Origin of the sequence: Mycolicibacterium neoaurum ATCC 25795, from assembly GCF_000691525.1 — a bacterium.
In the GTDB taxonomy this organism is placed as follows: domain Bacteria; phylum Actinomycetota; class Actinomycetes; order Mycobacteriales; family Mycobacteriaceae; genus Mycobacterium; species Mycobacterium neoaurum.
On the sequence record NZ_JMDW01000010.1, the window covers coordinates 349280 to 362104 of the forward strand.

The window sequence follows — 12825 nt, forward strand, 5'->3', positions numbered from 1 at the left end:
TCACGCTCCCAATCGGGTGAGCAGGGTCGAGAGGGCCTCGACGGCGTTGATCTTGGCGGTGAGGTACTCGTCGGGCTTTTCGGTCGCCTCGGCCACCGCTTTCTCCGGTCCGGCCAGGTAGAGATGGGTGATCCCGGCCGCGCGCGCGGCCGCCGCGATATCGGAGACCTCGGTGCCGTAGCGGGCGTCCGTACCGCAGATGACGGCCACATTGTGTGTGCCGACAGCGGCGGCGACCCCGGCGGGATCCACGGTGCCCGGGTTGACCGCCTCGATGCCACCGGAGGCCAACAGGTTGGCCGCGAAGGTCGTGCGGATGTTGTGCTCGGCCAACGGTCCCACCGGTAGCAACACCGCCTGCGGCCGGGTCCCGTGCTCGGCAAGATAGGCATCGGACCGGTCCCGCAGCGCCTCGAATTCCGCGGCGTAGCGGTAGATCTGGGCAGACTCCTCGGTACGCGACCCGGCCGGTAGCGGCTTTTCGGCCAGGTTGGGGAACTCGTTCACACCGGTCAGTGAGGTCCGGCGGTGCGCGATGTCCGCGGCGCGCTGCTCGCGCACTGCGGCGATCTGTTCGCCGAGGTGGTCGCGCGCGGCCGTGAGCCCGCCGCGGCTCTCCAGGTCTTGGAAGTGCGCCCAGGCATGTTCGGCCAGCTGGACGGTCAGGTCCTCGACGAACCACGAGCCCGCACCAGGGTCGAGCACCTTGCCCAGGTGCGATTCTTCGAGCAGCAGCAGTTGGGTGTTACGCGCCATCCGTCGGGTGAAGCTCGTCGCCGTTCCCGGCAGCCCGCCGGGGATCGCGGCGTCGAAGGGCTGGACCAGCACGGTGTCGGCACCGCCGACACCGGCACCGAACGCCGCCAACGTCGTGCGCAGCATGTTCACCCACGGGTCGCGCTGGCTCATCATCGCCGCCGAGGTCACCGCGTGCACGGTGACCGCTCCGGCGTCGGGAGCACCGACCACCTCGGCCACCCGTGCCCACAACCGGCGCACCGCGCGCAGCTTGGCGATCGTGGTGAACTGATCGTCATCGGCAGCAAGCCGGAGGCTGATCTGTCCCAGTGCCTGCGCCGGGCCGAGGCCCGCGGCAACGAGCGCCCGCAGATACTCGACCCCGGCGGCCACCACGGCGGCCAGCTCCCACACGGCGCTGGCACCGAGATTGTGCAGTGCGGGACCATCCACCGTGATCGCCCGGACGCCCCGTCTGCCGGCGATTCCGGTGGCCACCGACACCACTTCGGCGAGATCCGGTGCGGCCCGCCCGCTCAGTGGGGCGGTCAACGGGTCGGCGCCCAGATCGACCGACAGGCGCGAATTCTGGTCGTCGTCGAAGTCTGCCAGCAGCGGGAGCAGCGCGGCGACGGCATCCGCGTAATCGGCTCCGGCGTCGATGACCACCGGGACCAGGTCCAGGTAGATGCCCTGCACCAACTGGGCGAAATCTGCGGCGGCCACACCGTGACCGCCGACCTTGAGCACAAGGGCGCTGGCCCCCTCGGTCAGTGCCAGCAGAGCGGCGTTGTTGGCGTCGGCGGCGGAGGCCTGCCCGGCCGGAAACTCCTCGGCCACCTTCCATCCGCTGAGCACATCGCGGTGCGCGTCACCGCCCCGGACGAAAGGCCACTCACCCGGGAGCGCGGGTTCGGGATGTCCGTCGAGACTCGTGTAGAGAGGCCGCACCGGGAAGCCGTCGTAAGTGGGCGAGTCGAGTAGCCGCTCGGGCTCCTCGGGTAGGTCGGCCACCTCTCGGCGCAGGCTCTTCGCCAGCACGGCCGCCACCCCGGAGCGCCAGCGCTCGCGGTCCGATTCCATCACGCTCGAGGACATGTGACTCCTGTTTTCGCAGTGTGGGGCGGGTGAACTCCCCATGAGGCTAAATGATCGTTACCACCCCTTCGTGCAGTGGGCAGGCTCGGCCACCGGATGGCGCGGCCGTGGTGGGCGCCGTCACTGCGCCGCGCCCCGTAGGGTTGGAACACGTGAAACCCGTCGTCAGCACGCTGCGCACGGTCGCAGCCACGGTGGCGGGCACCGCGGCCCAGTTGCCGCGCCGGCGAGTCCTCGGCATCGCCACCACCATTGTGATTCTCGTCGCAGTCGCCCTGCTGGTGCCACTGCCGACGGCCATGCAGATGCGCGAATGGGCCACTGCCGCCGGTCCGTGGTTTCCCCTCGCGTTTTTCGCCGCCCATACCGTCATGACGGTGTTCCCTTTTCCCCGAACGGCTTTCACACTGTCGGCCGGGCTGTTGTTCGGACCGTTGCTCGGTATCGGCCTCGCGGTGGTGGCCAGCACGCTGAGCGCCGTGATCGCCGTCGTGCTGGTGCGCGCGGCGGGGTGGCAGTTGAGCCGGCTGGTGAGCCATCCCAGGGTGGACACGCTCGACGCGCGACTGCGGGAACGGGGCTGGGTGACGGTGCTGTCCATGCGGATGATCCCGGCCGTGCCGTTCGCGGTGCTCAACTATGCCGCCGGAGCGTCCGCGGTCCGGCTGCTGCCCTATGCGGTGGCCACACTGGTCGGGGTCATCCCGGGTACCGCCGCCGTGGTCATCCTCGGCGACGCGCTGACGGGCAATGTCAGCCCGTTGCTGTTCCTCGTCTCGGCGTGCACCGCCGCCGTCGGCATCGCTGGTCTGGTCTACGAGATCCGGGCGCATCGTCAGCAGCACGATCGCGATCGACAGCCCGGCGAGAACAGCACCGTCGAGGGCAGCACACCGCAGAGCGGTTGACTCAGGCCGCCTTGTCCGAGCGATCCAGGAACCGCACCACCGCGGGGCTGCCGGTCGCCGCCTTGTTCCGGATTCCACGCGGGATGTGCAGCGCGACCATCGAACCGGACCGCACCACACCGAGCGGACCCGCACCGGCGAAACGCCCGAAGCCTGCCACGTGGACGGCCCATCCCGCCTTGGCCTGCCGGTAACCGATACGGATGCCGAGTCCCAGGATCACCAGCAGTCCGCCCACACCGGGCAGCGCCACCGCCGCGAGCGCGGCCAGTGAGAGCGGCAGCAGGACCTCACTCACCGCGCGGTCGAGGAACGAGTCCGGAGCCGAGGAGGTGGCGATACCGCGCAGCCCGACGGGAATCGGGACAGCAGGAGCGGCCGTACGCAGGGCGACGGTCGTCGGAGACGAGAGCAGCGATGGTTGCGCCGGCATCTCGTTGAGTAGTGTCCCGGCCGGATCGGCAGCCTGCACGGGTGCCAGCATCATGTCGGACAGGTCGGTCGAGGGTGCCATCCGGACCGGCCGCGGCGTGTCCGTCAGCGGGGCGTCCGGACTGGTGACGACGGGCACGCCCATCAGCGCGCTGAGGTCGGCGGGTAGGGCGATGATGGCGCTGACCGAGGTGTTCACCGAGCCCAGCATGGATTCCATGGTGGAGATGACGTCGGCGACCGGGTCCTTCGACGTCGGCAACAGGGCGAGCAACGCCGGCACCGCCGCGACCGTGTCGTGGGTGGAGCCCAGCACGGTCGTCATCGTGTTACCGAAGGTCGCGACCGCGTCGGGCAGGGTGGCGAACGGGAGCGGACGGGCAGGCCGCGTCGGCTTGGGTTGCGGTGCGCCGGACAGCGGCGCCGTACCCGCGGTCGGGCTCGGCGCCGGTTCGGGATCCTTGGTCGGCTGGGGCGCCGACGTGAGCGGCGGCACCGACGCGGCGACGGTATCGGTGGCCGTGGGGGCCACGATCCCGATGGCGATCTCGGGGGTGACGTCAGGGGTCGCGTCGGGGGTCGCATCGGGTTCGGCGGGATGCAGGATCAGCTCGTTCTGCTGCTCGATATCGGTGCCCGAGGTCCCGGATCCCGGCTGCGGCCGAGTGTTGGGCGAACCCAGCGTGCCGAGGGTGTTGCGGACATCGCGCAGCGTGTCGCGGATCGAATCCCGCACCGTCGAACCGAAATCGGTCTGGGTGCGCGTGCCGGGCGCCGGCGCGGTTCCGGTGGAACCACCCGAGCCCACCGAGGACGTTCCTCCCGAGCCACCGCCGGAGGGACCGTCGTCGGCCATGGCGATGGCGGCCGGACCACCGATGAGCAAGGCCGCGGACAGCACGCATGCGCCCAGTGCGCCGGGTACGCACACTCTCGTCATAGCGCCGCCATTTCGTCCTCTGATTGGCACGGGGCCAGCTTCATCGTCAGCAACCAGTCAATATGCCATTAGACCACGCATGCCGCCCTCAAGCAGCAAAAATTGTACGCGGGCGTCAACTATCGGCTCCGGGTGCGGTCATGGTGCGCGATGCTGCGCACCCTCCTGCGGCTGCGGCGACGGAGCATCGACCGGCGCTCCGCCGAGTGCCGGCGACGGCGTCGGCGCGCTCACCGACGCAGCCCCCAGCGGTGGCACCGGATTTCGGGCTTCGGCCTCGGCCTTGGCAACCGCCTGGGCGATGGCCGGATCGGTCTCGGTGGAGAACCAGTCGGCGATCTCCTCGGCCTCCTCCTCATCGGACTTGGCGGGACTGTCCTCCACCGGCGACGGGGTATACCGGAACACGCCGTCCTCCCCCGGCGCGCCGAGCAGCTTGGTGAAGCCCTGCAGCGCCGAACCGAAATCGCTGGGAACCAACCACACCTTGTTGGCTTCGCCCTTGGCCATCTGCGGCAGGGTCTGCAGATATTGGTAGGCCAGCATCTCGGGGGTGGGACGGCCGTTCTTGATCGCGGCGAACGTCTTCTCGATGGCCTTCGCCTGGCCCTGGGCCTGCAGATAGGCGGCGGCCCGTTCGCCCTGGGCACGCAGCATGCGGGACTGTCGGTCGGCCTCGGCCGCCAGGATCGCGGCCTGTTTGGCGCCCTCGGCGGCCAGGATCTGTGCCTGCTTCTGGCCTTCGGCGGCCTTGATGGCCGCTTCGCGACTGCCCTCGGCAGTGAGGATCATGGCGCGCTTCTCGCGGTCGGCGCGCATCTGCTTCTCCATCGAATCCTGGATCGAGGGCGGCGGGTCGATGCTGCGCAGTTCGACGCGGGCGACACGCAGACCCCACCGGCCGGTGGCCTCGTCGAGCACCCCGCGCAGCTGACCGTTGATCGAGTCACGCGAGGTCAGCGTCTGTTCCAGCGTCATCCCGCCGACGACATTGCGCAGTGTCGTGGTGGTGAGCTGCTCGACACCGACGATGTAGTTGCTGATCTGGTAGACAGCGGCCTGCGGGTTGGTGACCTGGAAGTAGACGACGGTATCGATGTTGACGGTCAGGTTGTCCTCGGTGATCACCGGCTGCGGCGGGAAGGACACCACCCGCTCACGAAGGTCGACCCGTGCCCTGATCTTGTCGACGAACGGCAGCAGCAGCGTGAGCTGACCCGATACCGTCTTGCTGTAGCGGCCCAGGCGTTCGATGACCGCCGCCTCCGCCTGTGGGATCAGCGCCACCGATTTGGCGACGATGATCACCGCGAAGATCACCAGCACCGCCAGCAGTACCAATCCGGCTATCGCACCGTCCATCTCATCCCCCTCCGGGTTCGACTTTCCGATCCAGACGATTGTGGCGGCCTGAACCGGGTGTTGCGGTCTAGACGATCTTGGAGACCACCGCGGTGGCACCGTCGATGTGCACGACGGTCACCTGGTCCCCGCTTTCGAACACATCGTTGTCGTTGAGCGGACGCGCGGTCCACACCTCGCCGTCCAGCTTCACCTGGCCGGCATCGCGCGACACCGGGGCCAGCACCAGCGCGGCGCGACCTTCCAAAGCCTTGGCCGGATCGGGTAAACCGACACCGGACAGCATCCGGCGTTTCAGTGCCGGGCGCACCAATGCCAGCAGCAGCACCGAGACGACGAGGAACACCGCACCGTCGGCCCAGATCGGCCAGTCGAAGGCGAAGCTCGCGCCGGCCGCGGCCAGCGCACCGCCGCTGAGCATGAGCAGGAACATGTCACCGGTGAGGGCTTCTGCTCCTGCCAGTCCCAGGGCCGCGACCAGCCAAATCCATGCGGGCATGTTCCCAGCCTAGCGAATCCGGCCGTTCCGGCAGGCGACAACTACACTGCGGAAACTATGTGGTGCCCGAGTGCTTCGCTGACGGTATGGGTCAACGCCTGGCTTGCGGGCGTTGCCGCCCCCGACGATGTGCTGGATGCGTTATCGCAATGGGCGCCAAAGCATTCCGTGACCGCCTACGATTCGGTCGCGGCCGGCAACACCGGGCTTCCATGGCCGGACCTCAACCATTCCGGCACCATGTCGCTGCTACAGACGATGCGCACGGCGGCCGGCCCCGCCACCGGGAGCCCGGCGGTGGCGTTGATACTGCCGGTGCCCGGCGATGTGCGCGGCCTCCCGCCGGACACCCAGTTCCAGCGCGATGCGATCACCATGGGCGAGGCCATCATCGTCGGCACCCAGCCCGGCCGATCTGTCGGGCTGGTGCCCGAGTACGCCTACGAGGACATCGACGATCCCGATTACGAACCCGATCCGGTATCGCTGGCTTGGACGGTCTATTCCGTGCCCGCACCCGTGATACTCGAACATCACGATCTCGGCGAGGCCGAGTACACACTGCGGTCCGCGGTGCGCTCGGCGGCCGACGCACTGAGCGCGTTGAGCGCGGGCATCGGCGTCGCCGATATCGACGATCCGCGGGGCATGGTCGAGCAGCTGCTTGAGGCGACCCGCTTGCACCGGTTGCCCGACCACACCCCCGAGCGGGCGCTGCGGGTGCTGGAGAACGCGGCGCATATCGATGCCATCATCACGGCCAGTTCGGGCCTGATCCCGATCGGGCTGCAGACCAGTTCGGAGGTCCAGATCGCCTCGGACACATTACGACCGCTGGCCACGGTGGTGCGCACGGCCAGGTTGGCCGCGATCAGCGCGATCCTCTACTCGGCCTGGCGGCGCTGATCGCCGACCCGGTACCGCTCAGCGGGCGGCCGGAGCCGCACCGGGGCGCCCCGGCTGATCAGGAGCCGGGACACATGCCGGGGTGCAGAAGGACCCGTTGAGGCTGTTTCCGTAACCGGGAACGGGTTCTGGTCCGACGACTCTGGCCGGTGCCTGCTCGGTCTGCAGCTCGTCGATGAGGCCAACGACCAGTTCGGCGAAGCGGCGCTGCGCGTTCGGGGTGGTGGCCCGGGCCAGCGCCACGCCCGCCGCCTCGGCCTGCTCGGCCAGTTCGCTGTCCAGATCCCAGATGACCTCGATGTGGTCGGCGACGAAACCGATCGGGCAGACGATCACCGCATCTACCCCGCGCTCGACGAGCACCTCCAGATGGTCCCCGACGTCGGGTTCCAGCCACGGCACCTGGGGCGGGCCCGACCGGGACTGCCAGACCAGATCGAACTCGTCATAACCGGCCGCGGCCGCCACCAGCCGCGACGCGTAGCCGACCTGCCGCTCATAGAGGTCCTGACCGCACCGGTTGGCGGCCCGCAACGGAATGGAATGTGCGGTGAACACCAGCCGCGCACCACTGCGGCGCTCGGCGGGCAGGCTCTCGGCGGCGTCGGCGATGGCGTCGGCGAACATCGCGACGAACAGCGGATGATCGAAGTACTGGCGCAACTTGACCAGTTCGGGTGCCGGACCGCTACCGTCGGCCGGAACCGCGGACCGCGCCCTGGCGATGTCCTCCTGGTACTGCGCGCAACCCGAGTAGCCACCCCACGCCGACGTCGAGAACACCGCCGCCCGGCGAATACCGTTGTCGCGCATCGCCTTGACGGTGTCTTCGACGAACGGCTCCCAGTTGCGGTTGCCGAAGTACACCGGCAGGTCTCGTCCCTGATCGGCGAGCACACCCTCGATCTGCTCGATGAGCGCCCGGTTGATGCCGTTGATCGGCGACACCCCACCGAAGTGGTGATAGTGCTCGGCGACCGCCGCCAGCCGCTCCGGCGGGATTCCGCGACCGCGGGTGACGTTCTCCAGGAACGGCATCACCTGATCGTGCCCCTCCGGTCCACCAAAGGACAACAGCAGCAGCGCGTCAAAGTGCATGGGGTTGCACGCCTTCCTACAACAGCTGGGTGCTGGCGCCGCCGTCGGCGTAGATGATGGTCCCGGTGGTGGCCGGCAGCCAGTCCGAGAGCAGGGCGCAGACGGTCTTGGCCACCGGGGTCGGATCCTTCATGTTCCAGCCGACGGGAGCACGCTGGTCCCAGCCCTCTTCGAGCAGCCGCATCTGGTCACCGGCCTCGGCGCCGAGCGCACCACCGACGATGGCGCTCATCGCGAGCGTCCGGATCGGGCCTGCGGCAACAAGATTCGAGCGAACGCCGAACGGGCCCGCCTCCCGCGCGACGAACCGGTTGACCGACTCCAGGGCGCTCTTGGCGACCGTCATCCAGTTGTAGGCGGGCATCGCGCGGGTCGGGTCGAAGTCCATGCCCACGATGCTGCCGCCGCTGTTCATGACGGGCAGGGTGGCCTTGGCCAGCGACGCATACGAGTAGGCCGAGATGTGGATGCCCTTGGCGACGTCCTCGTAGGGCGCGTCGAAGAACGGGTTGACGCCCATACCGGTCTGGGGCATGAAACCGATCGAGTGCACCACACCGTCGAGTTTGTTGCCCTCGCCGATCACCTCGGTGATCCGGCCGGCCAGCGAATCGAGGTGTTCGGTGTTCTGCACATCGAGTTCCAGCAGCGGTGCCGGATTGGGCAGCCGGTCGGCGATGCGCTGGATCAGCTTCATCCGGTCGAAACCGGTCAGCACCAGTTCGGCGCCGGCCTCCTGGGCCTGCTTGGCGATGTGGAACGCGATCGAGCTGTCGGTGATGATCCCCGTGACGAGGATGCGCTTACCTTGCAGAAGTCCTGACATGTCCTGGTTTCCTTTCTCGTGGCGCTGCCGCGGCGGTAGGTCTAGTGACCCATTCCCATACCGCCGTCGACGGGGATGACCGCGCCGGCGATGTATCCCGCGTCCTCGGACGCCAGGAAGCTGACCGCTCCCGCGACATCGGCGGCGGTGCCGACGCGCTTGGCGGGGATGAATTCCAATGCACCGGCCTGGATGCGCTCGTCGAGCGCGCGGGTCATCTCGGTGTCGATATAGCCCGGGGCGACGACGTTGGCCGTCACGCCGGCCTTGGACAGCTCACGCGAGATCGACCGGGCCATCCCGATCAGGCCGGCCTTGGCGGCCGCGTAGTTGGCCTGGTTGCCGATGCCCCACATGCCCGATACCGAGCCGATGTAGATGATGCGACCGAAACGGTTGCGCTGCATGCTGCGCGACGCCCGTTGGGTGACCCGGAACGCGCCGGTCAGGTTGGCGTTGATGACCTCGGTGAAACGCTCCTCGGTCATCCGCATCAGGAACGCGTCCTTGGAGATACCGGCATTGGACACCAGCACCTCGACGGGTCCCTGGTGCTCCTCGACCTCCTTGAAGGCCCGGTCGATCGCGTCGTTGTCGGTCACGTCGCAGACCACACCGAACAACCCGTCGGGGGCACCGGATCCGCGGTGGGTGACGGCCACCTTGTGGCCGTCGGCGGCCAGCCGCTGGGCGATGGCCAGACCGATACCGCGATTACCGCCGGTGACCAGCACCGAACGGGAGACGAATGGGGGACGGCCGACCGGGGTCGCTTCGGTAGCAGCGCTCTCACTCATGAAGCTCAACTTAGTGCCTGACTTGCGCAGTCCCGAAATCGCATCACCATGGCCGATCATGGCCGATCACGGCAGCAGCGGGGCGGGCGCACTCCCCCGGGCCGCATCCCGTCGCGGCGGCGCACCGAACATCCGGCGGTATTCCCGGCTGAACTGGGTGGGGCTGTCGTAGCCCACCAGGTGTCCGACTCCGGCGACATCACCGGCATCGGCGGCAAGCAACGCCCGTGCCTGCGCAAGCCTGATCCTCTTCTGGAACTGCAACGGGCTCATCGACGTGACGGCACGGAAGTGCCGGTGAAACGACGAGGGACTCATCCCGGCCAGTACCGCGAGGTCGGCGATGCGCAGTGGCTCGGCATAGTTGTCGCGAAGCCAGCGGATGGTCCGGTCGATGTGTGCCGAAACCCCGCCGGTGGTGCCGATCCGGGCCACCAGTGCCCCGTGCGGACCGGTGAGCAATCGCCACAGGATCTCTTTTTCGACGAGCGGACCGAGCACGGCGGCATCATCGGGATGCTCCACCAACCGGGTCAGCCGCAGCACCGCGTCGAGGAGTGCGGGCTCGGCAGGCCCGCTGGCCATGGCCGGGCCCGCCGGCCCGCCGACGTTTGCCGGATGGTGCCGACCACGATCGGCGAGCAGCAGTTCGGCGATCGCGGCCGGGCGCAGCACGATGCCGACACCGAGTGCCGGCGTATGAGCATCGGCGCCGACGAAGTGCCCGCTCACGGGTAGTTCAGCGGCCACCACGAGCATGTCTCCGCTGCGGTAATCGAAGATCTGGTCACCGAGCAGGATCCGCTTGGCGCCCTGCACCATGACCACGAGCAGCGGCTCGGTCAGTGAGTACTCCGGCTCCGACGTGTCGACACGGGAGAGCAGCAGCCCGTCGATCGTCGTCGTCATCGACGCCACCGCGTGCGTGTCCACCAACCGGCGCAGCTCGGACAGCATGGCCGCGGTGGTCTCGGGTGTCATGTACCCAGCGAATCACGAACAGCACGATTCATCCATGGTTGAGAGGATCAGGCAGGAATCAGATCGGATCGGTCTACCGCTGGGCCCGGCCGCCGCGGTTGCATGAGAAGCGAAATCACCAGCCCGATCAAGGAGAGCTCCGATGTCGCTCGACCATTACGTCACCCTGGGCCGTTCCGGCCTGCGTGTCAGTCCATTCGCATTGGGCGCCATGACCTTCGGTGAAGATGCCGGCGGCGCCGGCTGCAGCCCCGAGGAAGCCTCGGCCATCATCTCCAGCTATCTCGACCACGGCGGCAACTTCATCGACACCGCCAACTTCTACACCAACGGACACTCCGAGAAAATCCTCGGTGACTACTTCGCCGCGCACCCGGACCGGCGCGATCGTGTCATTCTGGCCACCAAGTTCTTCACCAACATGTTCCCCGGCGACCCCAACGGTGGCGGCGCAGGCAGACGCTCGATCATCACCCAGCTCGAGGAGAGCCTGCGCCGGCTGCGCACCGACCACATCGACCTGTACTGGTTGCACAACTGGGACCGGCACACTCCGATCGAGGAGACCATGCGCACCCTCGACGACCTCGTTCACGCGGGCAAGATCCGGTACCTGGGGTTCTCCAACATCCCCGCCTGGGTGACCGCGCAAGCCCAGACACGGGCACTGCTGCAGGGCTGGACGCCGCTGGTGGCCCTGCAGATCGGCTACTCGCTGCTCAACCGCGGGGTCGAAGCCGAGGTGGCCCCACTCGCACTCGACCAGGGCCTGGCGCTGGTGCCGTGGAGCCCGCTGCAGAACGGCTTCCTGTCCGGCAAGTACCGCCGCGGGGCGCAGGTCCACGACTCGGCACGTGCCACCTTCGTCGGCGGTCCGACCGAGGACGAGTTCGACGTCATCGAGGCGGTCGACGAGGTCGCCGAACAACTCGGCACCACATCGGCCGCCGTCGCGCTGGCCTGGCTGCGCGCCCGGCCCGGGACCGTCGTGCCGATCCTCGGCGCACGTCGGCTCGACCATCTGCGGACCAACCTGGCCGGGCTCGATATCGAGCTGACGCAGGCCCAGTTGCAGCGGCTGGACGCGGCGTCCGATCCCCATCTGCGCCCGGCGGTGGAACCCGAGCTGCTGACCGCGTTACAGTTCGCCGGCGCAACGGTCGACGGTCACCGCTCGGGTGAGTACCCGCCGCTGACGGCGGGCACCGTCCGTTCGTTACTAGCCGGGCAGGCGCCGGTTGATCAGCAGCGCCGCCAGCGCCGCCAGCGCGAGCACCAGTGCGCCCAGACGCAACCAGCCGACGCTGGCATCGCCCTTCATGGTCTCGTAGCCGATCTGTTCCTGCAGCGAGCTGAACACCGCCTTGAGCTGTTCCAGGCTGGAGGCGGTGAAGGCCTCGCCCCCGGAGAGTTCGGCGATCTTGGCCAGCATCTCGTCATCGACCGGAACCGGTTGGCGCTGTTCGTTGATCTCGACATATCCATACGGCGTGCCGAAGGACACCGTCGAGATCGGCACACCCTGGTCCTTGGCGGTGCGCGCGGCGGTATATGCGCCCTTGGGGTTGTCCGGATTCGACGGCACCGTCTCCTTGCCGTCGGACATCAGCACGATGCGCGCGGGCGGGGGCTCGTCACCGCCGCCGATCACCGCGCCGACGGTGGCGATCGCCTGCAATGCGGTGAAGATGCCCTCGCCGGTGGCGGTGCGATCGGCCAGCTGCAACTTGTCGATCCCGTTCTTGGTGGCCTCGCGATTGGTCGTCGGGGACACCAGGACCGTCGCGGTACCTGCATAGGCGATGAGGCCGAGGTTGATCCCGGGGGTCAACTGATCGGCGAACTGCTTGGCCGCCTCCTGAGCGGCAACCAGCCGGCTGGGCGCCACATCGGTGGCTCGCATGGACTGCGAGACGTCGATGACGAGCATGACGACGGCCCGGTTGCGCGGGATGCGAACGTCATTGGTCGGCCCGGCCATCGCGACGGTCAACAGGGTCAGCGCGGCGATCAGCAGGATGGCGGGCAGATGGCGCCACCTGCTCGGTTGCTTGGGCGCCACCCGCTCCAGCAGTTCCATGTTGGCGAATCGCAGAATCCGCTGTTTGCGCGCCCGCTGCACCACGATGTAGAGGACGACCAGCCCCAGCACCGCGAGCAGGAACAAGAAGAACCATTTGTGTTCGAAACCCGAAAGGCTCATCGGCCCGAGCAACGGCAAAGTCATGTGTGCCTAGTCA

Annotated in this window: 11 protein-coding genes and 1 pseudogene; 3 read left to right on the forward strand and 9 right to left on the reverse strand. The window is 68.2% G+C overall.

Going from position 1 to position 12825, the window contains the following annotated elements; genetic code table 11:
• Positions 1–1836 carry a methylmalonyl-CoA mutase small subunit gene (mutA, locus tag IC40_RS0115510; RefSeq protein WP_030135621.1) on the reverse strand — a complete coding sequence of 612 codons (1836 nt, stop codon included), beginning with the start codon at positions 1834–1836 and terminating at the stop codon, positions 1–3.
• A gap of 152 nt (positions 1837–1988) precedes the next feature.
• Here mutA and IC40_RS0115515 point away from each other — a divergent pair, with 152 nt between their 5' ends.
• Positions 1989–2744, forward strand: a complete 756-nt coding sequence (locus IC40_RS0115515; protein WP_030135622.1) for a TVP38/TMEM64 family protein — start codon at positions 1989–1991, stop codon at positions 2742–2744.
• A gap of 1 nt (position 2745) precedes the next feature.
• Here the strand turns inward: IC40_RS0115515 and IC40_RS0115520 are convergent, their stop codons facing one another.
• The 3 genes from IC40_RS0115520 to IC40_RS0115530 form a co-directional block, all read right to left on the reverse strand.
• Positions 2746–4116: a hypothetical protein gene (locus tag IC40_RS0115520; RefSeq protein WP_138158128.1), complete on the reverse strand. Its 1371-nt coding sequence runs from the start codon at positions 4114–4116 to the stop codon at positions 2746–2748.
• Positions 4117–4254: 138 nt separating this feature from the next.
• Positions 4255–5478 (reverse strand): SPFH domain-containing protein, encoded by a 1224-nt coding sequence (locus IC40_RS0115525; protein WP_030135624.1) that lies wholly within the window; start codon positions 5476–5478, stop codon positions 4255–4257.
• A 67-nt stretch (positions 5479–5545) separates the two neighbouring features.
• Positions 5546–5977, reverse strand: a complete 432-nt coding sequence (locus tag IC40_RS0115530; RefSeq protein WP_030135625.1) for an NfeD family protein — start codon at positions 5975–5977, stop codon at positions 5546–5548.
• A gap of 57 nt (positions 5978–6034) precedes the next feature.
• Here IC40_RS0115530 and IC40_RS0115535 point away from each other — a divergent pair, with 57 nt between their 5' ends.
• Positions 6035–6883, forward strand: a complete 849-nt coding sequence (locus tag IC40_RS0115535; protein ID WP_030135626.1) for an Rv1486c family protein — start codon at positions 6035–6037, stop codon at positions 6881–6883.
• 18 nt (positions 6884–6901) lie between these two features.
• Here IC40_RS0115535 and IC40_RS0115540 read toward each other — a convergent pair whose 3' ends face one another.
• The 4 genes from IC40_RS0115540 to IC40_RS0115555 all read right to left on the reverse strand — a co-directional run bounded on the left by IC40_RS0115540 (position 6902) and on the right by IC40_RS0115555 (position 10585).
• Positions 6902–7981 (reverse strand): ferrochelatase, encoded by a 1080-nt coding sequence (locus tag IC40_RS0115540; protein WP_030135627.1) that lies wholly within the window; start codon positions 7979–7981, stop codon positions 6902–6904.
• A 16-nt stretch (positions 7982–7997) separates the two neighbouring features.
• Entirely contained in the window at positions 7998–8807 is an 810-nt protein-coding gene (inhA, locus tag IC40_RS0115545; RefSeq protein WP_030135628.1) for an NADH-dependent enoyl-ACP reductase InhA, read from the reverse strand.
• Between the two features lie 41 nt (positions 8808–8848).
• Positions 8849–9604, reverse strand: coding sequence for a 3-oxoacyl-ACP reductase FabG1 (fabG1, locus tag IC40_RS0115550; RefSeq protein WP_030135629.1), 756 nt, complete (start codon positions 9602–9604; stop codon positions 8849–8851).
• 66 nt (positions 9605–9670) lie between these two features.
• Positions 9671–10585, reverse strand: coding sequence for an AraC family transcriptional regulator (locus tag IC40_RS0115555; RefSeq protein ID WP_199900919.1), 915 nt, complete (start codon positions 10583–10585; stop codon positions 9671–9673).
• A 142-nt stretch (positions 10586–10727) separates the two neighbouring features.
• Between IC40_RS0115555 and IC40_RS27305 the strand changes: the two are divergent.
• Positions 10728–11798 (forward strand): annotated as a pseudogene (locus IC40_RS27305) (aldo/keto reductase); the annotation flags it as partial.
• Between the two features lie 6 nt (positions 11799–11804).
• Here the strand turns inward: IC40_RS27305 and IC40_RS0115565 are convergent.
• Entirely contained in the window at positions 11805–12812 is a 1008-nt protein-coding gene (locus IC40_RS0115565) for a VWA domain-containing protein (protein WP_019513144.1), read from the reverse strand.
• Positions 12813–12825: the final 13 nt, after the last annotated feature.